This window comes from Neorhizobium sp. T25_13 (genome assembly GCF_002968675.1).
Lineage (GTDB): Bacteria > Pseudomonadota > Alphaproteobacteria > Rhizobiales > Rhizobiaceae > Neorhizobium > Neorhizobium tomejilense.
Map to the genome: position 1 here is coordinate 63,041 of NZ_PVBI01000005.1, position 22,428 is coordinate 85,468.

Below are 22,428 nucleotides of genomic sequence, written 5' to 3' on the forward strand. Positions count from 1 at the left end.
CGCAACGAGCGTGCCCAGACCCCGACGCCATTTCTCCAGTACCGACTCCACAGACAGACTCGCAGCTTTCACAGGTTGAACACGCGCTCATATATCCCTTGCATGACAGATATACATCGCTTCCGTTGGGATATTGGAAAATTGGCGTTATCCGGAGAGTAGCGGAATTTCGAACTTGCGTTACATATCGGCTACCGCCCCCATGCGGCGGATCGATCGGAGGAAGCACTATCATGGCGGATAAAACCGAAAGCCGGGCAGTCAGCATCGACATCAACGGCAAGCTCAAGCAGTTCGATATCGACGACCCGGTACTGCCGGCCTGGATCGAGGAGCATGCGCTTAGCTCTGGCGGATATCCCCATGACGACAAACTCGACAAGGACAAGTACGCCAAGCAGCTCGAAAAGCTGCAGGTCGAACTCGTCAAGGTGCAGTTCTGGCTGAAGGCGACCGGCAAGCGGATGATGGCGCTGTTCGAGGGCCGTGATGCGGCCGGCAAGGGCGGCACGATCTTTTCGATCAATGCCTACCTCAATCCGCGTTCGGCCCGCGTGGTGGCGCTCAACAAACCGACCGAGACCGAGGCCGGCCAGTGGTATTTCCAGCGCTACATCTCGCATTTCCCGACCTCGGGCGAGATCGTGCTGTTCGACCGCTCCTGGTACAATCGGGCCGGGGTCGAGCCGGTGATGGGCTTCTGCACGCCGGAACAGTACAAGGATTTCATGAAGGCGGTTCCGCGCTTCGAGGACACGATTTCCGACGAAGGCATCATCTTCTTCAAGTTCTGGCTGGATATCGGCCGCGAGATGCAGCTCAAGCGTTTCCATGACCGGCGGCACGACCCACTCAAGATCTGGAAACTGTCGCCGATGGATATCGCCGCGTTCAACAAGTGGGACGATTACACCGAGAAGCGCGACGCGATGCTCGAAAGGACCCACAACAAGGAGACGCCATGGGCCGTCGTGCGGGCCAACGACAAGCGCCGCGCCCGCCTCAACGTCATTCGCCATATCCTGCTGTCGCTCGACTATGAGGGCAAGGACAAGGACGCCATCGGCGAGATCGACGACAAGATCTTCGGTTTCGGTCCGAAGTTCCTGAGATAAAGAGTCATTGGCCGGGCAGGATGCGCACCGAATAGAGCAGCACCGCCCGGTCCGCGCCGTCGATACCGCTGTTGAAGATCAGGCGGCCGGGCCGGTTGGGGGCAAGCGACCGCTCGAAGGTTACCCGGAAGAGTGCCTCCAGCTTCTCCTGCGTTGCCGTAAAGCGATGACGACTGCAGTTGCCGAGGCTTCCGAAATCGCAGCGGACCGACAGCTGCACGGAACTGTTCTGCCCCGACTGCAGGGTCAGGGCCACTGTCGAGCTCTTGCCTGCCATTTCGCGCAGTACTTCCGGCGGCACTTCGACCGAGACATCGCCGCCGTCGCCTGACGTTGCCGATGCGATGCGCACGGCCTGCCCTTCCGATGCGGCCACCGCCTCGACTTTCGCCTGACCGCCGGCTTTCATCTCCGCCGCCTTGGAGGGCACGAAGATTTCCACCCACTCGTCGGAAAAACCGCGGCGTGGATCGAAGGCGACCGGGCCTCCCGCCGCCTGGCCGGCGACCGAGCGGTCGGCCGACTTCATCGCTTCCTCGACGATCGACTGCACCAGACCGGATTGATAGAACCACCAGCAGGCGCCGCCGACCACGCCAAGGGTGATGACCCAGGTCAGGAGATGCGACAAGAAACCCCGACGCTTTCGCGGTTTGGCGGCCCGTTCCGGGGGAACGTCCAGGCCGCTATCGGAGGACGGGCGGGCGTTCTTGTTCGGCTTGCCCGGCTTTGCAGCTTTCGCCGGAGGTTCCGGTTGGAATGGCTCGGCTTCGATCCGCTCGCCGCGCGCGGGGCTGACGCCGCCGAGATCGCCGGAGGACATAGCAGCAGCAGATGGAGCGCGCGTCTCACCCGAAACGGTATCGATGGACGGCGCGACAGGCGAAGGTGCCGCCGGCCGTTGCGGCGCTTCCGGCCGCGGGCTGGCCGGCATGACCGGAGATTCCACCGCCATGGGTTCCGCGGCGTATGGCAGCTCAGGTTCGAGCTCCACGGCGGGTCCTGGCGCGGGTTCCACCAGGCGCTCGACTTCCGCCATTTCGATCTCGTGGATCTTCCGCTCCAGGAGTTCATGCTGCTGCATGATGATCAACCGGTCGGTAACGCCTTGCTTGCGAAGGCCGGCATCCAGTGCCTGGCGCGCCGACTGATAAATACGCGCCCTGATCTCCCGGTCCGCCCGGTTCGAGCGATCCAGTGCGTTTCTGATGGCCGTTTCCAAACCGCTCACTGCCGGTCCTTCTTCATCGTCATTCCCACCGCGCGGGAGTTTACGTTTCGGTAACCCCTCCGCCGCGGAACTGCAAGCACCGCCTTCGACTGCACCATGGCGAAAAATAAGGACAGGATATGTCGGCGGCCCTGCCGGGCATTGCGGAGATCTGCTTCGAAAATCTTTCCACCGGCTTTTCGAGCCTCCCGCGATCTGGTAGACGGATTTACGTTTGCGTAAAGGTCAATCGGGAGGTTTTTGATCCATGCTTCCAGCAGTCCTCAAGGACAGGCTCCGCCTGCCCGTGGTCGCGTCGCCGCTGTTCATCATTTCTCATCCGGAACTGACACTGGCGCAATGCAAGGCAGGCGTCGTCGGCGCTTTCCCGGCGCTCAACGCGCGGCCGGAAAGCCAACTCGACGAGTGGCTGGCCATGATCACCGAGGATCTCGCCACCTATAACGCTGCCAATCCCGAGAGGCCTGCCGCTCCCTTTGCCGTCAACCAGATCGTCCATACCTCCAACAAGCGCCTGGAGCACGACCTGATGATGTGCGTGAAATACAAGGTACCGATCGTCATCTCCTCGCTCGGAGCCGTGCCGGAGGTGAATGCCGCCGTACACTCCTATGGCGGCATCGTGCTGCACGACATTATCAACAACCGCCACGCCAATTCGGCGATCCGCAAGGGCGCCGACGGGCTGATCGCGGTCGCTGCCGGCGCCGGCGGGCATGCCGGCACGCTGTCTCCTTTCGCGCTGGTGCAGGAAATTCGCGAATGGTTCGACGGGCCGCTGCTGCTCGCCGGGGCGATCGCCACCGGCGGCGGCATCCTTGCCGCCCAAGCCATGGGCGCCGACATGGCTTATATCGGCTCGCCCTTCATCGCCACGAAGGAGGCGCGCGCCGTCGATGGCTACAAGCAGATGATCGTCGATTCGAATGCTGCCGACGTCGTCTATTCCAACTATTTCACCGGCATCCACGGCAACTACCTCAAGGGTTCGATCACCGCCACCGGCATGGACCCGGACGCCCTCCCGGTCGCCGATCCGTCCAAGATGGACTTCGACCAGGCGGTCAGCGGGCCGAAGGCGTGGAAGGAGATCTGGGGGGCAGGCCAGGGCGTCGGCGCGGTCAAGGCGGTGGTTCCGGTCGCGGAACTCGTCGACCGGCTGGAAAGCGAATACCGGGCGGCGCGCGAGCGCCTTACGGTCTGAACTAACGGCTGGATAATAACCGTCTTTTCAGGAAAATCGTCGAGAAGCCCAAAACCCGGCTTGAAATCGCAGGTCATTGCCTGTATCAGCCGCATCACTCGCAGCCCCGGCAAAACCGGCCGCTGCCCGTGCCGCTTTAGCTCAGGTGGTAGAGCACATCATTCGTAATGATGGGGTCGCAGGTTCGAGTCCTGCAAGCGGCACCAGTTATCTTCCAATTTTTCCGTACCCCTGCGTCACCGATATCGGTCGGCCAGAAGGCCGGCGGGCGTCAACCTGCCACAAGGCTCGTTTCGTCGTTGAGGCAATCGTTTTGGAGCTGCATCTGGACGGCGTGCATGAACAGGCCGGCCTGGCGGGAGATTTCCTCGTCTGCCACGCCCTGGGCTCTGAGAACTGCCGCGAAACTGGCCATTTCCGATCTCCAGAAACGGTTCGCTTGTTCGCCGTGAAGCCGCAGAAGCGCTTCGGCGCAACGTTTTACGTCAGCGGTGCGCCGATCGGCGGGGAATTGCAGCAGCGTCATGCCATCTCCATATTGTCGGGCGAATCGCCCAGGGATCGCAGCACATTGGCCGCCAGTCCTTCACAAAGGCTGAACGATCGGAGGTATCTGGTGCAGGGAAGGTGGATGTCGAGGCCATCGCTGCGAAGACGATCACCTTGACGACGGCTGTTTGCAGTTTCCCAACTGGCAAAATTGCCGGAATTGACGCTCGCCAACCCTTGCCGTCGGGGCTTTGCCCGCCTACCTAAAGCTCACACTGCGATTGCCGCAAGGCTTCGCACGTAAGCGTTAACGTCACTCAACGCGCTGATCGACCGGGCATTGCCGGTTTCGGTCTGCGCGGCTGTGTCCGGCAGGTCGATATCGACATCCCGTGAAAGGATTTAGATGAACGACCTTACGACCCAGGACCAGACTTCCTCCGCCCCCAAGATCGAGCGCATTCGTCACGAACTCAAGCGTCGCGTGCTGACGGTCGAAACCGTCGAGCGTATCACGCCGCAGATGCTGCGCATCACGCTCAGCGGCGGGGATCTTTCGGATTTCGTCAGCGCTGCGCCGGACGACCACGTCAAGATATTCCTGCCGGCCGATGCCGGGGAACCGGAGCGCCGTGACTATACACCCCGGCGGTACGATCAGAACGCCAGGTCGCTGGTGCTCGATTTCGCCGTCCACGATGCCGGTCCCGCCACGCGATGGGCGCTTGATGCCGAGCCGGGCAGCACGTTGTCGATCGGCGGTCCGCGAGGTTCAGCCGTCATCTCGGGCGTGAACCGCTGGCTGCTTATCGGCGACGAGACCGGGCTTCCGGCGATGGGGCGGCGTATCGAGGAGGCGGGCGAAGACGCCGTGATCACGAGTATCGGGCTGGTCACCGGGCCTGAAGAAGAACAGGTCTTCGAGACGCCGGCGTCGCTGGAGACGCTCTGGGTGCACCGCCCTCTTTCCCGCGCCACGGACGCCTCCGGGCTGATCTCCGTACTCGAGACGATCGCGCTTCAGCCCGAGACCTTCGTCTGGGTCGCCGCCGAAGCTTCGGTCGCCCGTGCAGTTCGAGCCTATCTGGTCGAGAAGCGCGGATATCCGCTCGCCTGGATCAAGGCCGCCGGATATTGGGCCGAGGGCAAGGCGGATGCCCATGAGACGATCGGGGACTGAACGACATGACGAAAAGCCCGCCATCCTGGCCGGATGGCGGGCTTTTTATTGGCCGAAATGGATTAGCCGTTCTTTCGCGGGGTCATCGGATCGCTGATCCGAGCCGCCTGGAACGTGTCCGGCAGCTGCGTCAGCTCGATCGCCGAAACGATCCCGGCACGATTGAAGGGATCGCCTTGCGCAAAAGCCTGCGCCTCTTCGAGGCTCGCGGCCTCCAGGATGCCGAAATTGCCAAGCGACGAACCGCCCTCGTCGACAAGGGCCGAGCCGATCAGGACCGCGGCAAGGCCTTCACCGCCCGACTGGACCCAGGCCCGGTGCGACGGGCGGTGGGTATCGCGGGCGGCATCCTGGCCTTCATTGTGCAGGCAGCGCATCAGGAAAAACATCGGATCAGGCCGCATTTTCCAGCACGACCATGCCGGCGCCGGTCATCGATGCCGGGGCGTGGTAGTGCTTGTGGATGAGATTGACGTCGCTGTTCATCGCGGCGCGCATGACGAGCCACATGATCAGTTCGGCGCCTTCGGAGCCGAATTGTTCCACATAGTCTTCGCGGCTCATGGCGCGATAGGGTTCCGGATTGCTGGCGATGCCGTCCAGCCAGGCGCGATCGGCCGCCTGGTTGATGAAGCCGGCACGGGCGCCCTGCAACTGATGCGACAGGCCACCGGTGCCGAGAATGACGACGCGTTCGTCGCCCGGCCAGCTCTCGATCGCTTCGCGCAGGACCTTGCCCATTTCCCAGCAGCGCTGTGGGGTCGGGATCGGATACTGGATGGTATTGACCCAGATCGGCAGGACCTTCACCGGCCAGGCTTCCGGCCGGCCGAAGAACAGTTCCATCGGCACCTGCAGGCCGTGATCCACCTCTATCTCGCGGCAGACCATCGGGTCGAAATGGCGCTCGACCAGCTTATCGACGAAATGCCAGGAGAAATCGACCGCCCCTTCGAATGCCGGAATGGCGCGCGGTCCCCAGCCTTCATCGACCGGGTTGTAGGTTTCGGCAACGCCGACGGCGAAGGTCGGCACGCGGTCGAGGAAGAAGGTATTGCCGTGATCGTTGAAGACGACGACAGCGATATCGGGCTTGGCGTCCCGCATCCACTGCTTGCCAACTTCGTAACCGTCGAAGAACGGCTTCCAGTCCGGCGTGTTGCGCAGTCCCTTGTCGAGGGCAGCACCAATCGAGGGAACGTGGCTCGTTCCAAGCCCACCGATGATCTTAGCCATTGCGCTTTTTTCCCAGTCTCAGATGCAGGAAGTCTTCGTGTTCCATGCTGGCCTGGGCCGCACCGATCCTGGTGATCGGGGTCGGATCGACCGCGGAAATCTTCAGGATGAAAAAGAGATTGCCGCCGAGGCGGACCATCTCGTGCCAGTCACGAGCCATGACCGCCGACTTTTCGTGGGCGCTCAGGCCGAAACTGTCGAGATAGCTCTCTTCGTCAGCCTTGAAGGCTGCGCGGTTGGCGGGCTGGCCAAGCGCCATCGCCATCTTGTTGATCCGGTAGCCGCGGATCGAGCCTGCCCGGTCGAAGAGCGGTGTATCCGGTATCGTAGCTGCTGCTTCACTCATTGAGGTTCTCCAAATCTGCGCGCCAGCCATTCGGTGATGGCGGCGGTGGTTTCCACGGGTCGCTCCACGGGAGCGAAGTGCCCGGCATTTTCGATGATGACGAGCTCGGCATCCGGCGCCGCGTCGGCGATTTCCTGGTGCTGGGCGATCGGGCTCCAGCCGTCCTGGCGAGCGGCGACAAGCAGGATGGGACAACGAAGATCGGCGATATAGGCGCTGGCATCCGGGCGACCGATAAGGGCGCGGATTTGGCGCTCATGAACCTGCGAGCCTGCCCTGAGGACCATGGCGTGGAGGCGTTCGATCAGGTCCTTGTCACCCACGCGGGCCGGATCGAGCATCGGCGGCAACCATTGCTGCGCCAGGTCCTCGATGCTGCGGTTGCCGAGATCGATCATCTGCTGACGCTTGAATTCCTCGCCTTCGCGCTTTGGATGATGCCCCGTATTGGCCAGCACAAGGCCGCGAACCCGATCCGGCGCCATGCGAGCGATCTCCAGGGCGACACGCCCGCCCATCGAGTGGCCGACAGCAACGATATCGCCATCCGTCTCGTCGAGAAGCGTTCGAGCCATACCGGTGATCGATGCGCCGCCAGAGAGATCGGCGTGATGAACCGGCATGACGCCAGACGCCGCTTCGGCCAAGGGCGCCCAGACGATCGCGTCCGATACAAGTCCGGGTATGAGAACAAGGGTCGTCATGATCTTCCTATCGGACCAGCCTGTGTGGGGCAGTTCGCCAACCGCAAGCCGAAAATCCTCTTCCGCAATGTATACATCGATTTTATTTGGGATACAATAGACCGGATTATAAGCCAGCAATGGTCAAAATTTACATATTTGGGATACATATCTCCGAATCGCGTGTGCTCAGACGCCAAGACCGCAAAACAAAGGGCGATTGCCGTGGCAATCGCCCCTGTTATCCACGCACTCAATTGGAAGATCAGGCAGTCTCGCCGAGTTCCCGGCGCATGATCTTGGCGCCCTCGACCATCGCCTTCATCTTGCCGAAGGCGACCTCGCGGGGCAGGTATTTCATGCCGCAATCGGGCGCGACTATGATGTTCTTCGCCTCGACGTAAGGCAGCGCCCGGCGGATGCGGTCGGCGACGGTTTCCGGAGTCTCGATATTCATGTCCGACAGGTCGATGACGCCGAGCATCAGCGTCTTGCCGGAAAGGCCGGTCAGCGTCGAGCAATCGAGGTTCGACTGCGCCGTTTCGAGCGACACCTGATGGCAGGAGCAGCCCGAAAGCTGGGTCAGGAAGGAATAGCCTGACGGCCGCTCGTGGATGATGGCCGCATAACCGAAGCAGATATGCACGGCCGTCGTGCCCTGAACGCCGTCGAGCGCCCGGTTGAGCGCCGCGAGACCATACTGTTCCGCCTTCTGCGGCCGGGCCTGCATATAGGGCTCGTCGATCTGCACCACGTCGGCGCCAGCGGCAAAGAGATCGCGGATCTCGGCGTTCACCGCGTCGGCGTAATCGTAGGCGGCTTCTTCTTCCGACTTGTAGAAATCGTTCTGGGCCTGCTGCGACATGGTGAAGGGGCCGGGAACGGTGATCTTGATCTTGCGGTCCGTGTGGCTGCGCAGGAATTTCACGTCCTCGGCCTCGACCGCGTGTTTGCGGCGGATCTTGCCGGTAATGCGCGGAACGGGGTTTGGGTGGCCGGAACGATCAAGCGCCGAGCCCGGATTGTCGAGATCGACGCCTTCCAGCGCGGTCGCGAAGCGGTTGGAATAGCTCTCGCGGCGGATTTCGCCATCGGTGATGATGTCGAGGCCAGCTTCCTCCTGCGCCTTGATCGCCATGATCGTCGCATCGTTCTGTGCCTCGGCGAGGTATTCCTGGGGGATGCGCCAGAGTTCCCTGGCGCGGACGCGCGGCGGGAAACGGCCCGCAAGCTTGGCGCGGTCGATCAGCCATTCCGGCTGCGGATAACTGCCTACGAGTGTCGTTGGAAAAAGCACTGTCTCATCCTCCCATGTGTCAGTGTTGAAAGACGTTATACCTCGACAGACGGCTGTCGTGTCAATGACGACGGGGGCGTTAGTTCCTTGACGAACAAGAAGTCGCGACCGAATATCGCCCGCCGCCTGCGAAGGCGGCATTCAAGATTCCCAAGGAGAATTCATGCCGCTGGACCCCAAGATCATCGAGACGCTGAAAGGTGTCTCCACCGCCACGCTGACCACGGTGCTTTTGAAAAAGGGCCTGCGCAACGTCTGGATGCGCGGCACCAAGCCGCTGAAGCCGGGCCAGGGCCGCGTCGTGGGGCCGGCCTTCACACTGCGCTTCGTGCCCGCCCGCGAGGATCTCGCGACGCCGGAAAGCTGGGCTTCGCCGATCTCCACCCGCGCGGCGATCGAGGCCATGCCGGAAGGCTGCGTGGCGGTGGCTGACGCGCTCGGCGTTACCGACGCCGGCATTTTCGGCGATATTCTCTGCTCCCGGATGGCGAAGCGCGGCGTGGCAGGGCTTGTGACCGACGGCGTGATGCGTGATGCCGAAGGCGTGCTCGGCAGTGGCATGAAGGTCTGGTGCGATGGTATCGCTGCTCCGCCTTCCGTCGCGGGCCTCACTTTCGTCGGCTGGCAGGAGCCGATCTCCTGCGGCGGCGTTGCCGTTTTTCCGGATGATATCGTCGTCGTGGATGATGACGGCGCGGTGCTGATCCCGGCCAAGCTGCTCGACGCGGTCGTCGCCGAGGCGCCGGAACAGGAACGGATGGAAGGCTGGATCATGACCGAGGTCGACCGGGGCGTGCCGCTGCCCGGCCTCTATCCGATGAACGCCGAAACAAAAGCCCGCTATCAGGCCTGGAAGGACGCCCAATAATGACCTTCGGGATCGAGACCAAAGGCGTCTACGCCATCGCCACCACGCCGTTTTTCGAAGACGGATCGATCGATTTTGCCTCGATCGATCGGCTGACGGATTTTTATGAAGAGAGCGGCTGCACCGGCATCACCATTCTCGGGATCATGGGCGAGGCGCCGAAGATGGAGCCGGACGAAAGCCGCGCCATCATCAAACGGGTCGTCTCTCGCGCCAAAATTCCGATCATCGTCGGCGTCTCGGCGCCGGGCTTTGCGGGCATGCGGTCGCTGGCACGCAATGCGATGGACATGGGCGCTGCCGGCGTGATGATCGCCCCGACGCCTGCGTTGCGCACCGACGACCAGATCGTCAGCTATTTCGCCGGCGCCGTCGAAGCGGTCGGCGACGACGTGCCGTGGGTGCTGCAGGATTATCCGCTGACGCTCACCGTCGTCATGTCGCCGGGCGTGATCGCCAGGATCATCACCAACCACCCGTCCTGCCTGATGCTGAAGCACGAGGACTGGCCGGGGCTTGAAAAGGTGTCGAGGCTGCGCGCCATGCAGAAGGCGGGCGAACTGCGCGCCTTCTCGATCCTTTGTGGCAATGGCGGCATGTTCCTCGATTTCGAACCGGAACGCGGTGCCGACGGCGCAATGACCGGCTACGGTTTCCCCGACATGCTGACGGAACTGATCGGCCTATTTGCCGCCGGCAAACGCGACGAGGCGCATGACCTGTTCGATGCGCATCTGCCATTGATCCGCTACGAGCAGCAGGCCGGCATCGGCCTGGCGATCCGCAAGCACGTGCTGAAACGGCGCGGCGTCATCACCTCGGATGCGCAGCGCAAACCGGCGCAGATGCTGTCTGCCACCGCCAAGGCCGAAGTTGACTATCTGCTCACCCGGCTCGCAAAGCACGACAAGCGCGCGGCGTTTTGAGGCGGCCAGCGCCTGCCCTCATCGCGAGGTCAGGCGCGCCACTCTCTCTGCGATCGCCATGGAGGCAGTCAAGCCAGGGCTTTCTATGCCGTAAAGCGCGACATAGGCCGGGTGGCCGGTCGTTTCAGGCCCCTGAATGATGAAGTCGCCGGCCCCTCCCCCGTTCGGACCGACTACTTTCGGCCGCATGCCCGAATAAGCCGGCTGCAGGGCGGCGTGCGGCAGATTTGGCCAGTAGCGGCGGATCGCTCCATAGAACTTTTCGGCACGGCGGGGATCGACGTCGTAATCGATCGTCTCCACCCATTCGACATCCGGGCCGAACCGCGCCTGGCCGGCGAGATCGAGGGTCAGGTGGACGCCGAGCCCGCCGGTCTCCGGCACTGGGTAGATCAGCCGTTCCGCCGGCGCGCGGGCGGTCAGCGAGAAGTAACAGCCTTTTGCATAGTGGCGCTCGGGGATCGTTCTCCTGTCGAGGCCGATCATGCTTTCGGAGATCGCCCAGGCGCTTAAGCCGGCCGAGTTGACCACCAGGTTCGCCTCGATCTCTACGGGATCGCGGCCGCCGACCGAAAGCCGCACCGTATCGGATAGAAGCCCGCCGCCAAGGACGGGCGAGTTCAGCACGACGCTGCCGCCATGCGCTTCGATGTCGGCGATATAGGCTTCCATCAGGCCGTGGCTGTCGATGATGCCGGTCGAGGGGGAGACGAGTGCTGCAAAGCCCGTGATCTGTGGCTCGAGGCGGGCAAGTTCGGTGCCGTCGATCAACCGGCAATCGTCGACGCCATTGGCTTGCGCCTGCTTCAGCAGCTTTTCGAGATAGGCGACTTCGGCCTCGTTCGAGGCGACGACCAGCTTGCCGCATCTCTTGTGCGGAATATGTCGGTCGCGGCAGTAATCGTAGAGCTTTTCCTTCCCGGCGACGCAAAGTTCGGCCTTGAGACTGCCGGTCGGGTAATAGAGCCCGGCGTGGATGACTTCGCTGTTGCGGGAAGAGGTGATGCTGCCGGTCATCGGCTCGGCTTCCAGGAGCACGACCTCGCGGCCGGCAATCGCCAGTTCGCGGGCCACCGCCAGCCCCACCACGCCGCCGCCGATGACGACGCAATCGAGCGTCAACACTTCACCCATGCCATTCTCCGCACTTTTGCCTTCCGGTCGGCGGGCGGGATGATATACGAGAAATCCATTGCGGCCAGAGCTTCGGCCGCCGTGGGTTCGATTGGGAGGAGTTTCAAATCATGCAGGAATTTTCGCGATGAAGGTCGTGTTTCTGGACCGCGACACGATCGGACCTTCGGTGACGATCACCCGGCCCGCGTTCGCTCATGAATGGGTAGAGTACGGCAAGACGGCGCCGGAGGACGTAGCTTCCCGTATCGCGGATGCCGATATCGTCATCACCAACAAGGCGCCGGTGCGCGAGCAATTGATCGCCAATGCGCCGAAGCTGAAGATGATTGCGGTCGCCGCGACCGGCTACGACGTGATCGACCTCGCCTTCGCCAAGGAGCGCGGTATCACCGTCTCCAACGTGCGCGGTTATGCGGTCAACACCGTGCCGGAGCATACATTCGGCCTGATCTTCGCGCTGCGCCGTTCGATCGTCGGTTTCCGCCAGGACGTGATCGCCGGCGAATGGCAGCGCGCCAACCAGTTCTGCTTCTTCAACCATCCGATCAAGGATCTGGCCGGTTCGACGCTCGGCATCTTCGGCCGCGGCACGCTCGGCAAGTCGGTGGCGAAGATCGCCGAGGCGTTCGGCATGAAGGTCATCTTCGCGGCCCGGAAAGATGCGGAAAAGGTCGAGCCCGGCTACACCGCCTTCGACGAGGTGCTGGAAACGTCTGACATCATCACCTTCCACATGCCGCTGACGCCGGCGACCCGCGACCTCATCGGCCTGCCCGAGTTCCGAAAGATGAAGCGGCATCCGCTGATCATCAATACCGCCCGCGGCGGCCTGGTGAACGAGGCCGATCTGGTGACCGCGCTCGACGAGGGCCTGATCGGCGGCGCCGGTTTCGACGTGCTGACCAAGGAGCCGCCGGCACCGGACAATCCGCTGCTGACGATCCTGGAACGGCCGAACTTCATCCTTACCCCGCATGTGGCCTGGGCGAGCGACGAGGCGATGCAGACGCTCTGGGCGCAGGTCATCACCCATGTCGAGAATTTCCAAAAGGGCTCGCCGTCCAACGTGCTCTGAGGCAACACGCTCGGGAGAGAGGTCATGACATCCGCCATTTCCCATCGCCGCTTGTCGGATTGCAGCCTGGAAGAGGCGGCTGAAGGTTTTGCCGCCGGCTTTTCGGGCTATGTGGTGCCGATGAATGTGACGGTCCCGTCGCTGCAGTTGCGCATCGAACGCGATCATGTCGATCTTGACGAGAGCTTCGTTTATTTCGACGGCGAAAAGCCGGCTGGCATTCTGCTGATCGGCCGGCGGGGCGATCTTTCGCGGGTCGGCGCGATCGGCATGGGGCCGACGATCCGCGGCCGCGGTTTCGGACGCAGCGTGATGCTCAGCGCCATCGATGCGGCGAAGGCGCGCGGCGACCGAAAACTCATCCTCGAGGTGATCAACACCAATGAGCGGGCGCGCGATCTCTATCTGTCGCTCGGCTTCGTGATTACCCGCAAACTTGTGGGCTTCGGCCGCAGCCGCAAGCTTGCCGCTCCGGATGTGGTGCCGGCCAAGGAAAGCGACCTGAAGACGGCCGCGGCGATGCTCGCAAAGTTCGCCGATGCCGGTCTCTCCTGGCAGACGGATCCCCGGAGTTTCGAGAGTGCCGGCGCGCCGCTGAAAGGGTTCGCGCTCGATGACAAGGCGGCCGTGCTCCTGGATGACTTGGGCAAGGATATCCGGCTCCTCGGCCTCGCGGTCGATCCCGCCCATCGCCGGCAGGGGTTTGGCCGGTCGCTGACCGATGCTCTCGCCGCCCGTTATCCGGGCCGCCGGCTCTTCATCATCGAAAACGTGCCGGAGGGCCTGGTCGACCGCTTCATGCGGCGGATCGGCTGGCGGAAAAGTAGCCTCACCCAGTCCGAGATGGCGATCGATCTCACCTAGTCGCCGAGTTCGATCCAGGCCGGCGCGTGGTCGCTCGCATGTTCGCGGCCGCGAATGTGGCGGTCTACGCCGGCTGCCTGCAACCGGTCGGCAATCGAGGGGCTGAGCAACAGGTGGTCGAGCCGCAGGCCGGCGTCTCGGCCCCAGGCGTTCCTGAAATAATCCCAGAACGTATAGATGCGCTCGCCCGGGTGCAGCTTGCGGATCGCGTCGGTCCAGCCCTGTTCCCGCAGCCGGGAGAAAGCCTCTCGTACCTCCGGCCGGAACAGCGCGTCATCCCGCCAGCGTTCCGGTTTGTAGACATCGAGATCGGTCGGCATGACGTTATAGTCGCCGGCAAGGACGATGGGCGCACCTGTTTCCAGCAGCGCCTGAGCATGCACCAGAAACCGCTCGTACCAGGCAAGTTTGTAGGCGAACTTCGGCCCTGGGGCGGGATTGCCGTTCGGAGCATAGAGGCAGGCGATCAGTACGCCCTGCACCGCGGCTTCGATATAGCGGCTGTGAAGGTCCTCCGGATCGCCCGGCAGGCCCCGACGCGTCTCGATAGGATCGGCACCGCGGGCAAGGATTGCGACGCCGTTCCAGCTTTTCTGGCCGTGCCAGGCTGCGCCGTAACCCGCCTTCTCGATCGCCTTTGTCGGAAACTTCTCCTGCGGCGCCTTCAGCTCCTGCAGACAGACCACGTCCGGTGTCGCCTCCTCAAGCCATTCCAGGAGAAGGCCGAGGCGCCCGTTGACGCCGTTCACATTGAAGGTCGCGATCTTCATGGATGCATCAACGTCGAGGGCGGCATTTGGATGCGGTTAAGCTTGTGGACAAAAGCGTTTTACAAATTAGCAAAACGTTCAGGGATAGTCTGGAAGATGCCCTCTCAATCGACCGCGCCCGCATTCGCGCGGCAAAAACCATTTGTGGAGAGGGCCGTCGATGGCGGAAGCAATCGAAAACAGCGTGCGCGAGTTCATCGCGGAAAATTTTCTTTTCAGGGCCGACGCGCAGGTTTCCAACAACCAGTCGCTGCTCGAAAGCGGCGTGATCGATTCCACCGGCGTGCTCGAACTGATCGCCTTCCTGGAGCAGACCTACGGCATCACCGTCGCCGACGATGAAATCGTTCCGGAAAACCTCGACAGTATCGACAACATGACGAGCTACCTGTCGATCAAGCTGGCAGCGGCCTGAGGCTGCGCCGGTGCGCATAGAGGCCAGGCTCCGCGATAGTGCCAGACGTTTCGGGACAAAGCTCGCGCTCATCGCGGGCGACGTCCGGCTGACCTACGCAGAACTCGATGCCTTGTCCGATCGCCTCGCCGCAAGCCTTGCCGGCGGCGGCATCAAGCCCGGTGACCGGGTGCTGATGGTGCTGGACAACAGCCATGAGGCGGTGGTCAGCTTTTTTGGCCTCTGGAAGGCGGGTGCCGTGCCCTGCCCACTTTATCCGTCGATCAAGGCGGAAAAGCTCTCTGTCATTCTCACCAGCACCGAGGCTTCCGCGGTCATCACCCATGCCCGTCAGCGGGCAACCATGAATTCGGCCATCGCCATGGCGAAGATGCAGCCGCTGACGATCGTCGCCCAGGCGGATACCGGCGACGATCTCGGTCATGGATTGCGGTTCGAAGATCTGGTCCGCGACGAGGTTTCGGTACCACTCGGGAAATTCGACAACACCGAAGCGCTGGCGCTGCTGCTTCACACCTCGGGCTCCACCGGCCAGCCGAAGGGCGTCATGCTGACCCACGCCAATGTCGGCGCCGCCTGCGAAGCGATCGTTGCCTATCTCGGCAATACGTCCGAGGACATCGTGCTCAGCGTCCTGCCGCTGTCCTTCGGCTATGGCATCACGCAGGTGGTGACGATGGTGATGGCCGGCGGTACGCTGGTTCTCGAAAAGAGCTTCGCCTTTCCGCGGAAGATCCTCGAACGGCTGGCGGAGGTGAAGGCGACGGGTTTCCCGCTCGTGCCGCCGATGGCCGCCCTGATTACCGGCATGAAGGATCTGGAGCCGGGTTTCCTGCCACATCTGCGCACCATCACCAGCGCCGCCGCGGCCATGCCGCCGGCCCTTGTCGAGCGGCTTCAGCAGCTTTTCCCGGATATCCGGCTTTTCCTGATGTACGGCCAGACGGAATGTCTGCGTGCCACCTACCTGCCGCCTGAAGAGGTCTCCCGCCGGCCGCTTTCGGTCGGCCGCGCCATTCCCGGCACCAACGCTTTCGTGATCGACGAGGACGGACGGCCCGCCCCTCCGGGCACGATCGGCGAACTTGTCGTCGAGGGGCCGCATGTGATGTCCGGTTACTGGGGCAACGGCCTGACCTCGGCAAGGGCACTTTCGCCGGTTGCGGGCGGCAGGCGGCTGCACACCGGAGATCTCTTCCAAATGGATGCGGACGGTTTTCTCTATTTCGTCAGCCGGCGCGACGACATCATCAAGACACGCGGAGAAAAGGTCAGCCCGCAGGAAGTCGAGCGCGCCCTCTATGCGCTGCCCGGCATCAAGGAAGCGGCAGTGGGCGGCATCGACGATCCGATCTTCGGCCAGGTCGTCCGCGCCTATGTGGTGGTGGAGGACGGCATGACGTTTACCGAGCGGGAAATCATCCGCCACTGCGCTCAGCTGCTCGAAGATTACATGGTGCCGAAAAGCGTCGAGTTCCGCGACGCGCTGCCGCGCACGACGACCGGCAAGATCCGGCTCGGCGCGGATGAAACAAACACAGTCACACGGGGGAATGTCGCATGATCCAGAGCCTGAAGCAGGCCCAAAGGGCGGGAAAATTCTCGGCCGAGACGCTGAAGCTCGATGCGGAGGCCGAGATCGAGCGCATCTGCGGCTGGCTGCGCGCGACGGTGCTGAAGGATTTGCGCAAGCGCGGCGCGGTGCTCGGCTTGTCCGGCGGTATCGATTCCAGCGTCACCGCGGCTCTCTGCGCCCGCGCGCTCGGTCCGGGCAAGGTGACGGGCATCTTCATGCCGGAGCACGATTCCGATCCGGACAGCCTGAAGCTCGGCAAGGCGCTGGCGGAAACGGTCGGCGTGGAGACCGTGCTCGAAGATATCGGCCCGGCGCTTGCCGCAGCCGGCTGCTATACCCGCCGCGACGGCTTCATCCGCCAGATCGTCCCGGAATTTTCCGAAGGCTGGGGCTGCAAGGTGGTGCTGGAGAATGCGCTGACCGGCCGCGGCTACAATATTTCCTGGCTGGTGGTCGCCAATCCGGCTGGCGAACAAAGCCGCCATCGCATGCCGCTCGAGGTCTATCTGGGCATGATCGCGGCCGCCAACATGAAACAGCGTACCCGCAAGCAGATCGAGTATTATCATGCCGACCGGCTGAACTTTGCCGTCGCCGGCACGCCGAACCGGCTCGAATACGATCAGGGCTTCTTCGTGAAGAACGGCGATGGCGCCGCGGACTTCAAGCCGATCGCGCATCTCTACAAGAGCCAGGTCTACCAGCTTGCCGAAGCGCTCGGCGTGCCGGCGGACATTCGCCGGCGCCCGCCGACGACGGACACATGGTCGCTGCCGCAGGGCCAGGACGAGTATTACTTCTCGCTTCCCTATGACCGGATGGATCTCTGCCTCTACGGGCTCGACAACGGGATTGCGCGGGAAGAGGTCGGCGAGGCTGCTGGGCTGGCGCCTGATGAAGTCGATGCCGTCTGGCGCAATATCGCCTCGAAGCGGAAGGTGGCGGAATATCTGCATGCCGAACCGGTGACTATGCTCGGTTAAGTGGGCTCGGCTGAGAAAGCTCAGTCGAACCGGTCGCCGATCAGGCGCGTCCAGCTTTCACCGGCAAGGCCGCTGATCAGCGCCTGGCCAGACCTGATTGGCTCCAGCAGGCTCTTGTCGCGCGCCTGCGCGACAAAGAACGATCGGCCGTAGAAAATCGTCTTGCGGCTCATCAGCGTCGGGATCAGCCATGGATGCCCGCCGCCGCGTATGCCGGAGCATCCCATTTCGTAAGCGTGGGCAAACAGGTCGTCGACCATTTCCGCTGCCGCGTTCGGCGCCGACAAGGCCTGCAGCAGCCAAGCGATCTCGCCGGGACCGGCGAAATAGACATAGGCCGCAACCGGTCGTCCGTCGGGAGCAAAGCCGACGCGCCATTCCGGATAGCCGAAATTCCGCTTGTTTTCCGCCTGATCCAAGAACCACCCCAATGAACGATCATCCCAGCGCGGGCGAAGAGGATAGTTCGAGACAAGCGTCAGAAGCGCCGTGCCGAACTCCTCGCGGGTGACATCGCGGAACGTGATCTTCGAGGCGCTGCGTTCGGCCGGCCGAAGAGGCGTCATACGGACCAGAGCCGAGCCACGGTCGGCGAGCCGGCCGAGGGGACGCAGGAGGGCCGCGGGACGCAACCGCCTGGCCAGGACCTCGACCGCTGCGGACGCCGGACGCAGGATGCGCAGCCAATTCATGCTGTAGCCAGGATCAAGCGGATGGCCAGCCTTCTGCCACATGCCGAGCGCCGTGGAATTGGCGGTCTCGGTCAGCGAGATATCCTGCGGACCGGCGAGGAAGGAGCGCAGCAGCCGTGCGCCTGCGAGTGGATTTTCCTTCGGGTTCTGGACCATCATTGAACCGGCAAAGGCTGCCCGAAGCGGCCGGCCTTCAAGTTCCAGCCGCGACGGAAAGACGCCGATAAAACCGGAGACCCTTCCACCAGTGCCGGCAAAGACCTTCGAACGGATATCGGGCTCCGCCCAGGGATGATCGAAAAAGGCTTCTTCCAGATAGGCGATCAATGAGGGCGACGGCGCATTCGTTTTGCGGAACGTCTCCTGGAAAAGCTGCGCTACAGCCTCGATATCACCGCGCTCGAAATCGCGGACCGTGCCCGCTTCCGTCTTTCCCGTCATCGCCGTCCCCTTGTCGCGAGGACCTTGCATCAGGAGGAATTAAATAAACGAAAAGAGGCCCCGCAACGCGGAGCCTCCGGAGTTCCATTGGCGGAACGCTTACATCCAGTACGGCGGAATGCCGTAATAGTCGTAGATCGTCCGGCCCTTGTCGTTGTACCAGGTATCGTCATCGAGATCGCGGTAACGCGGGGCGCCGGTGATCTGCTCCTTGGTCAAGTCGATGCGGTAGCCATCGAGCTGTTCGTCGTAACGAAGCTTTTCCCAGGGCAGCGGGTAGTAGTCGTCGCCGATACCCAGAAAGCCGCCGAAGCTGAGGACCGCATAACCGACGCGACCGCCGCGCTTTTCGAGAAGCACGCGGACAATGGAGCCGATATGCTTGCCGTCGGCGCCATAAACCTTTGTCCCTTCAACCTTGTCGCTGGCGATCAGCGATGGGCTGTCCTTGACATAGGGGTCCTGTCCGGCTCGTGGTTCTTGATGCAACATTTGCGCACCTCCTTTTCGTGATTCCTCGTGCATTTCGCACCGGATGGAAAACGCCCGATCCTTTGGGATGTTCCGCTGTCGGTTCAATTACACCTGGATACGAACGTCGGGGGGTTCGTTGACGTTTACGTCAAAGGCAGATAGCTGTTTAAATCTGTGCGGATGGCTTGATGCTGTCGCGGCATGGCATAATCTGTTGTTCGCGGGAAGGTGGAGGACCTGAGCCGCACGCGCCGGGAAAGCGCGGGACAACAACAAGAACGATAGAGGAGGTCGGCATGAACGAAGTCACCGCACGTACCGGTGCCAATCCACCCAAGATCTGGCTCGCCTCCTATCCGCCGACGGTGCCGGCCGAGATCCCGCCGCTGCACCATCATTCACTTGGAGACCTCTTCGAGGACAGCTGCGCCCGGTATGCGGACCGTCCCGCCTTTTCGAGCATGGGCAAGTCGCTGACCTACCGTCAGCTCGAAGCGGAAAGCCGCAAGATCGGCGCCTGGCTGCAGGCCCAGGGCCTCGTCAAGGGCGACCGCGTGGCGGTGATGCTGCCCAACATTCTCCAGAACCCGGTGATCGTATACGGCATCCTTCGCGTCGGCATGGTGGTCGTCAACGTCAACCCGCTCTACACCCCGCGCGAACTGGCCTACCAGCTGAAAGATGCCGGCGCCAAGATGATTTTCGTTCTCGAAAACTTTGCCCATACCGTGCAGCAGGCTTTGCCGCAGACGGAGATCAGCCAAGTGGTCGTCGCCACGATGGGCGACATGCTCGGCCTGAAGGGCCATATCGTCAATCTGGTCGTGCGCAAGGTGAAGAAGCTCGTGCCGGAATGGTCGCTGCCATCGAGCCGAAGCTTCAAACAGGTGATTGCCGCAGGCGCCCGGCAAACGATGAAACCGGTCGAGGTCTCGCCTCACAATATCGCCTTCCTGCAATATACCGGCGGCACGACCGGCGTTTCCAAGGGCGCGATCCTCACGCATGCCAACCTGCTCGCCAACAAGGAGCAGATGGCCCTGTGGCTGGAAACCGCCTTCCTCAACAAACCGCGCCCGGAGCAGATCCAGTTCGTCTGCGCCCTGCCGCTCTATCATATCTTTGCGCTGACGGTGAATTCGCTGATGGGGGTTGCGACCGGCAGCCACAATATCCTGATCGCTAATCCGCGCGACATTCCGGCCTTCGTCAAGGAACTGCAGAAATACAAGATCCACATCTTCCCCGGGCTCAACACGCTGTTCAATGCGCTGATGAACAACCCGGATTTCCAGAAGCTCGACTTCTCCTCGCTGTTGCTCGTGTTCGGGGGCGGCATGTCGGTACAGCGGCCGGTCGCCGAGCGCTGGCTGAAGATGACCCATAGCCAGATAACCGAGGGTTACGGCCTGTCGGAAACCTCGCCGGTCGCCACCGCCAACCGGCTCGACGCCACCGAATTCAGCGGCATGATCGGGCTTCCCATCTCGTCCACGGAAATCTCGATCCGTAACGACGACGATTCCGAGGTGGAACTCGGTGATGTCGGCGAGATCTGCATCCGCGGCCCGCAAGTGATGGCCGGTTACTGGAACCGCCCGGACGAAACCGCCAAGGTCATGACGGCGGACGGTTATTTCCGGACCGGCGACATGGGCTACATGGACCGCCAGGGCTACACGAAGATCGTCGATCGAAAGAAGGACATGATCCTCGTCTCCGGCTTCAACGTCTATCCGAACGAAGTCGAAGAGGTCGTCGCGACCCATCCCGGCGTGCTGGAATGTGCGGCGATCGGCGTGCCGGACGAACATTCCGGCGAGGCCGTGAAGCTCTTCGTGGTCAAGAAGGATCCCAACCTGACGGAGGCGGACCTTAAGGCCCATTGCGTGACCAGCCTCACCGGCTACAAGCGCCCGCGCTTCATCGAATTCCGCACCGAGCTGCCGAAATCCAATGTCGGCAAGATCCTGCGGCGGGAGCTACGCGGCTAACCTACCGTTGCAACGCTGCGACAGATGACGACCAAGCGTGTGTCGTAAAGCCGGAATCCTACCGTTAGCGGTGGACGATGCGGCAGTCCTTGATTAGCCCTTTCCGTGGGGGCTGGTCAAAGCATGTTGGAGTTCGCTTGGAAAGCCGCGCCGGAGTTTCGTTTCGTGTGATTGCCGTCGTCACGGTGCTGAGCGTCCTTGCAGGCTGTGCGGGGCGCCCCGAAGGCGTGCTTATTCCGACCCAGACACAGGCCGCCGGGACCTCGACGGTCGACGTGCTGGTGGCAACCACGCGACGCCCGACCGAGACGCCCGGCGTGCTGTTTTCCGGCGAGCGCGGCAAGGAACCCGTCGTTACCGAGATTGCGGTCTCCATCCCACCGGACAAGGCCCGAGAGATTGGGCAGGTGCAGTGGCCGTCGAAGCTGCCTGCCAATCCTGCAAAGGAGTTCGCGACGGTTTCCGTGACGCCGCTTGCCACCCCGGCGGCTGAATCCTGGCTCAAGGGCCACCTGGGCAAGAGCAGGCGGGTGTTCGTCTTCGTGCACGGCTTCAACAATCGCTACGAGGACGCCGTCTACCGCTTTGCCCAGATCGTCCACGACTCTAAAGCCGACGTGGCTCCGGTCCTGTTCACCTGGCCGTCGCGCGGCAGCATCTTCGCCTATAACTACGACAAGGAAAGCACCAACTATTCCCGCGATGCGCTGGAGGAGATGCTGCGCCGGCTGGCGAAAGAGCCGAATGTCGGGGAAATCACCGTCATGGCCCATTCGATGGGATCGTGGCTGACCGTCGAGGCGCTCCGCCAGATGGCAATTCGGGACGGCCGCGTGGCGCCGAAGATCCAGAACGTCATCCTCGCCTCCCCCGACCTCGATGTCGACGTGTTCGGTCAGCAGCTTGCCGAGATCGGCGAAAAGCGGCCGCATTTCACTCTGTTCGTTTCCCGCGACGACCGGGCGCTCAGCCTGTCGCGACGGATTTCCGGCAATATCGACCGGCTCGGCCAGGTGGATCCGACCGTCGAGCCCTATCGCAGCGAATTCGAGAAAGCCGGCATCGTGGTTCTCGACCTCACCGCGCTGAAGACCGGCGACCGGCTGAACCACGGAAAATTCGCCGAAAGCCCGGAGGTGGTGAAGCTGATCGGCAACCGACTGATCGCCGGGCAGACGGTGACCGACTCGGACGTCGGGCTCGGTGAGACGCTCGGCGCCGTGGCCCTCGGCACGGCTCAGACCGTGGGCAGCGCCGCCAGCGTTGCCGTTAGCACGCCGATCGCGATCTTCGATCCGGCCACCCGCCGAAACTACAAGGACCAGGTCGACCGCTTCGGCAACTCGATCGGCAATGCCGTGGGAACGGCGGTCGGACAATAAACGCATCGTCGGCGCGGCCGTGCTTGATTTGACATCAAAACGGAATAGGT

General features: G+C 62.6%; 23 protein-coding genes and 1 tRNA gene. 13 read left to right on the top strand and 11 right to left on the bottom strand.

Translation table 11 applies throughout. The features are described 5' to 3' along the window. Nucleotides 1-233: 233 nt before the first annotated feature. Nucleotides 234-1,115 (top strand): polyphosphate kinase 2, encoded by an 882-nt coding sequence (gene ppk2, locus C5J22_RS13015; protein WP_105438566.1) that lies wholly within the window; start codon nt 234-236, stop codon nt 1,113-1,115. 4 nt (nt 1,116-1,119) lie between these two features. Here the strand turns inward: ppk2 and C5J22_RS13020 are convergent, their stop codons facing one another. Next, the gene (locus C5J22_RS13020) at nt 1,120-2,346 is read right to left on the bottom strand and encodes a hypothetical protein (protein ID WP_172746615.1); all 1,227 of its coding nucleotides are present in this window, start codon (nt 2,344-2,346) and stop codon (nt 1,120-1,122) included. Nucleotides 2,347-2,593: 247 nt separating this feature from the next. Here C5J22_RS13020 and C5J22_RS13025 point away from each other — a divergent pair, with 247 nt between their 5' ends. Both C5J22_RS13025 and C5J22_RS13030 read left to right on the top strand, forming a co-directional pair. Then, nucleotides 2,594-3,550 carry a nitronate monooxygenase family protein gene (locus tag C5J22_RS13025; protein ID WP_105438568.1) on the top strand — a complete coding sequence of 319 codons (957 nt, stop codon included), beginning with the start codon at nt 2,594-2,596 and terminating at the stop codon, nt 3,548-3,550. Nucleotides 3,551-3,680: 130 nt separating this feature from the next. Further along, a tRNA-Thr gene (locus C5J22_RS13030) sits at nt 3,681-3,756 on the top strand. Nucleotides 3,757-3,821: 65 nt separating this feature from the next. On the opposite strand, the gene C5J22_RS13035 is transcribed toward C5J22_RS13030, so the two are convergent. Continuing rightward, a complete protein-coding gene (locus C5J22_RS13035) occupies nt 3,822-4,076 on the bottom strand; it encodes a DUF6074 family protein (protein WP_105404137.1) in 255 nt (84 codons plus the stop codon). Nucleotides 4,077-4,445: 369 nt separating this feature from the next. On the opposite strand from C5J22_RS13035, the gene C5J22_RS13040 reads away from it, so the two are divergent. Beyond that, nucleotides 4,446-5,219, top strand: a complete 774-nt coding sequence (locus C5J22_RS13040; RefSeq protein ID WP_105438569.1) for a siderophore-interacting protein — start codon at nt 4,446-4,448, stop codon at nt 5,217-5,219. 62 nt (nt 5,220-5,281) lie between these two features. Here C5J22_RS13040 and C5J22_RS13045 read toward each other — a convergent pair whose 3' ends face one another. From C5J22_RS13045 to C5J22_RS13065, 5 genes are all read right to left on the bottom strand, one after another. Then, the gene (locus C5J22_RS13045; protein WP_105438570.1) at nt 5,282-5,608 is read right to left on the bottom strand and encodes a YciI family protein; all 327 of its coding nucleotides are present in this window, start codon (nt 5,606-5,608) and stop codon (nt 5,282-5,284) included. A gap of 4 nt (nt 5,609-5,612) precedes the next feature. Further along, the gene (locus tag C5J22_RS13050; protein WP_105438571.1) at nt 5,613-6,455 is read right to left on the bottom strand and encodes a class III extradiol dioxygenase family protein; all 843 of its coding nucleotides are present in this window, start codon (nt 6,453-6,455) and stop codon (nt 5,613-5,615) included. Beyond that, nucleotides 6,448-6,801 carry an extradiol ring-cleavage dioxygenase gene (locus tag C5J22_RS13055; RefSeq protein ID WP_105438572.1) on the bottom strand — a complete coding sequence of 118 codons (354 nt, stop codon included), beginning with the start codon at nt 6,799-6,801 and terminating at the stop codon, nt 6,448-6,450. The genes C5J22_RS13050 and C5J22_RS13055 overlap by 8 nt, the downstream gene beginning before the upstream one ends. Continuing rightward, on the bottom strand, nt 6,798-7,505 hold the full coding sequence (locus C5J22_RS13060; RefSeq protein WP_105438866.1) for an alpha/beta fold hydrolase: 708 nt from the start codon (nt 7,503-7,505) through the stop codon (nt 6,798-6,800). The genes C5J22_RS13055 and C5J22_RS13060 overlap by 4 nt, the downstream gene beginning before the upstream one ends. 244 nt (nt 7,506-7,749) lie before the next feature. After that, nucleotides 7,750-8,781, bottom strand: a complete 1,032-nt coding sequence (locus tag C5J22_RS13065; RefSeq protein ID WP_105438573.1) for a uroporphyrinogen decarboxylase family protein — start codon at nt 8,779-8,781, stop codon at nt 7,750-7,752. 163 nt (nt 8,782-8,944) lie between these two features. Here C5J22_RS13065 and C5J22_RS13070 point away from each other — a divergent pair, with 163 nt between their 5' ends. Together C5J22_RS13070 and C5J22_RS13075 are read left to right on the top strand one after the other, a co-directional pair. Then, on the top strand, nt 8,945-9,649 hold the full coding sequence (locus C5J22_RS13070) for a ribonuclease activity regulator RraA (protein WP_038583504.1): 705 nt from the start codon (nt 8,945-8,947) through the stop codon (nt 9,647-9,649). Continuing rightward, nucleotides 9,649-10,575 carry a dihydrodipicolinate synthase family protein gene (locus C5J22_RS13075; RefSeq protein ID WP_105438574.1) on the top strand — a complete coding sequence of 309 codons (927 nt, stop codon included), beginning with the start codon at nt 9,649-9,651 and terminating at the stop codon, nt 10,573-10,575. The genes C5J22_RS13070 and C5J22_RS13075 overlap by 1 nt, the downstream gene beginning before the upstream one ends. Nucleotides 10,576-10,593: 18 nt before the next feature. On the opposite strand, the gene C5J22_RS13080 is transcribed toward C5J22_RS13075, so the two are convergent. Next, complete coding sequence (locus tag C5J22_RS13080; RefSeq protein WP_205837178.1) at nt 10,594-11,709, bottom strand: NAD(P)/FAD-dependent oxidoreductase; 1,116 nt, start codon at nt 11,707-11,709, stop codon at nt 10,594-10,596. A gap of 127 nt (nt 11,710-11,836) precedes the next feature. Between C5J22_RS13080 and C5J22_RS13085 the strand changes: the two genes are divergently transcribed. Both C5J22_RS13085 and C5J22_RS13090 read left to right on the top strand, forming a co-directional pair. Beyond that, nucleotides 11,837-12,787, top strand: coding sequence for a D-2-hydroxyacid dehydrogenase (locus C5J22_RS13085; RefSeq protein ID WP_105438575.1), 951 nt, complete (start codon nt 11,837-11,839; stop codon nt 12,785-12,787). Nucleotides 12,788-12,811: 24 nt separating this feature from the next. Beyond that, nucleotides 12,812-13,651: a GNAT family N-acetyltransferase gene (locus C5J22_RS13090; protein WP_105438576.1), complete on the top strand. Its 840-nt coding sequence runs from the start codon at nt 12,812-12,814 to the stop codon at nt 13,649-13,651. Here C5J22_RS13090 and xth read toward each other — a convergent pair. After that, entirely contained in the window at nt 13,648-14,421 is a 774-nt protein-coding gene (gene xth / locus C5J22_RS13095; protein ID WP_105438577.1) for an exodeoxyribonuclease III, read from the bottom strand. The two genes, C5J22_RS13090 and xth, sit on opposite strands and share 4 nt — an antisense overlap. Before the next feature lie 160 nt (nt 14,422-14,581). Between xth and C5J22_RS13100 the strand changes: the two genes are divergently transcribed. Genes C5J22_RS13100 through nadE form a run of 3 tightly spaced genes read left to right on the top strand, consistent with a single transcriptional unit; the run spans nt 14,582 to nt 17,395 of the window. Beyond that, nucleotides 14,582-14,836: an acyl carrier protein gene (locus C5J22_RS13100; protein WP_046610902.1), complete on the top strand. Its 255-nt coding sequence runs from the start codon at nt 14,582-14,584 to the stop codon at nt 14,834-14,836. Between the two features lie 10 nt (nt 14,837-14,846). Further along, the gene (locus tag C5J22_RS13105; protein ID WP_105438578.1) at nt 14,847-16,400 is read left to right on the top strand and encodes a class I adenylate-forming enzyme family protein; all 1,554 of its coding nucleotides are present in this window, start codon (nt 14,847-14,849) and stop codon (nt 16,398-16,400) included. Next, nucleotides 16,397-17,395, top strand: coding sequence for an NAD(+) synthase (nadE, locus tag C5J22_RS13110; RefSeq protein ID WP_105438579.1), 999 nt, complete (start codon nt 16,397-16,399; stop codon nt 17,393-17,395). The genes C5J22_RS13105 and nadE overlap by 4 nt, the downstream gene beginning before the upstream one ends. Nucleotides 17,396-17,415: 20 nt before the next feature. Here the strand turns inward: nadE and C5J22_RS13115 are convergent, their stop codons facing one another. Both C5J22_RS13115 and C5J22_RS13120 read right to left on the bottom strand, forming a co-directional pair. Beyond that, complete coding sequence (locus C5J22_RS13115; RefSeq protein WP_105438580.1) at nt 17,416-18,528, bottom strand: hypothetical protein; 1,113 nt, start codon at nt 18,526-18,528, stop codon at nt 17,416-17,418. Nucleotides 18,529-18,627: 99 nt separating this feature from the next. Then, nucleotides 18,628-19,020, bottom strand: a complete 393-nt coding sequence (locus tag C5J22_RS13120) for a PRC-barrel domain-containing protein (RefSeq protein ID WP_105404153.1) — start codon at nt 19,018-19,020, stop codon at nt 18,628-18,630. A 278-nt stretch (nt 19,021-19,298) separates the two neighbouring features. Here C5J22_RS13120 and C5J22_RS13125 point away from each other — a divergent pair, with 278 nt between their 5' ends. Then, nucleotides 19,299-20,996: a long-chain fatty acid--CoA ligase gene (locus tag C5J22_RS13125; protein ID WP_105438581.1), complete on the top strand. Its 1,698-nt coding sequence runs from the start codon at nt 19,299-19,301 to the stop codon at nt 20,994-20,996. Between the two features lie 137 nt (nt 20,997-21,133). Continuing rightward, nucleotides 21,134-22,378 carry an alpha/beta hydrolase gene (locus C5J22_RS13130; RefSeq protein ID WP_105438582.1) on the top strand — a complete coding sequence of 415 codons (1,245 nt, stop codon included), beginning with the start codon at nt 21,134-21,136 and terminating at the stop codon, nt 22,376-22,378. The last annotated feature ends 50 nt before the right edge of the window (nt 22,379-22,428 follow it).

What these genes read in the sequence shown, in the direction of transcription:
- ppk2 (WP_105438566.1), top strand. Translation starts at nt 234, where the DNA reads ATGGCGGATAAAACCGAAAGCCGGGCAGTCAGCATCGACATCAACGGC.
- C5J22_RS13025 (WP_105438568.1), top strand. Translation starts at nt 2,594, where the DNA reads ATGCTTCCAGCAGTCCTCAAGGACAGGCTCCGCCTGCCCGTGGTCGCG.
- C5J22_RS13035 (WP_105404137.1), bottom strand. Translation starts at nt 4,076, where the DNA reads ATGACGCTGCTGCAATTCCCCGCCGATCGGCGCACCGCTGACGTAAAA.
- C5J22_RS13040 (WP_105438569.1), top strand. Translation starts at nt 4,446, where the DNA reads ATGAACGACCTTACGACCCAGGACCAGACTTCCTCCGCCCCCAAGATC.
- C5J22_RS13045 (WP_105438570.1), bottom strand. Translation starts at nt 5,608, where the DNA reads ATGTTTTTCCTGATGCGCTGCCTGCACAATGAAGGCCAGGATGCCGCC.
- C5J22_RS13050 (WP_105438571.1), bottom strand. Translation starts at nt 6,455, where the DNA reads ATGGCTAAGATCATCGGTGGGCTTGGAACGAGCCACGTTCCCTCGATT.
- C5J22_RS13055 (WP_105438572.1), bottom strand. Translation starts at nt 6,801, where the DNA reads ATGAGTGAAGCAGCAGCTACGATACCGGATACACCGCTCTTCGACCGG.
- C5J22_RS13060 (WP_105438866.1), bottom strand. Translation starts at nt 7,505, where the DNA reads ATGACGACCCTTGTTCTCATACCCGGACTTGTATCGGACGCGATCGTC.
- C5J22_RS13070 (WP_038583504.1), top strand. Translation starts at nt 8,945, where the DNA reads ATGCCGCTGGACCCCAAGATCATCGAGACGCTGAAAGGTGTCTCCACC.
- C5J22_RS13075 (WP_105438574.1), top strand. Translation starts at nt 9,649, where the DNA reads ATGACCTTCGGGATCGAGACCAAAGGCGTCTACGCCATCGCCACCACG.
- C5J22_RS13080 (WP_205837178.1), bottom strand. Translation starts at nt 11,709, where the DNA reads ATGGGTGAAGTGTTGACGCTCGATTGCGTCGTCATCGGCGGCGGCGTG.
- C5J22_RS13085 (WP_105438575.1), top strand. Translation starts at nt 11,837, where the DNA reads ATGAAGGTCGTGTTTCTGGACCGCGACACGATCGGACCTTCGGTGACG.
- C5J22_RS13090 (WP_105438576.1), top strand. Translation starts at nt 12,812, where the DNA reads ATGACATCCGCCATTTCCCATCGCCGCTTGTCGGATTGCAGCCTGGAA.
- xth (WP_105438577.1), bottom strand. Translation starts at nt 14,421, where the DNA reads ATGAAGATCGCGACCTTCAATGTGAACGGCGTCAACGGGCGCCTCGGC.
- C5J22_RS13100 (WP_046610902.1), top strand. Translation starts at nt 14,582, where the DNA reads ATGGCGGAAGCAATCGAAAACAGCGTGCGCGAGTTCATCGCGGAAAAT.
- nadE (WP_105438579.1), top strand. Translation starts at nt 16,397, where the DNA reads ATGATCCAGAGCCTGAAGCAGGCCCAAAGGGCGGGAAAATTCTCGGCC.
- C5J22_RS13115 (WP_105438580.1), bottom strand. Translation starts at nt 18,528, where the DNA reads ATGACGGGAAAGACGGAAGCGGGCACGGTCCGCGATTTCGAGCGCGGT.
- C5J22_RS13120 (WP_105404153.1), bottom strand. Translation starts at nt 19,020, where the DNA reads ATGTTGCATCAAGAACCACGAGCCGGACAGGACCCCTATGTCAAGGAC.
- C5J22_RS13125 (WP_105438581.1), top strand. Translation starts at nt 19,299, where the DNA reads ATGAACGAAGTCACCGCACGTACCGGTGCCAATCCACCCAAGATCTGG.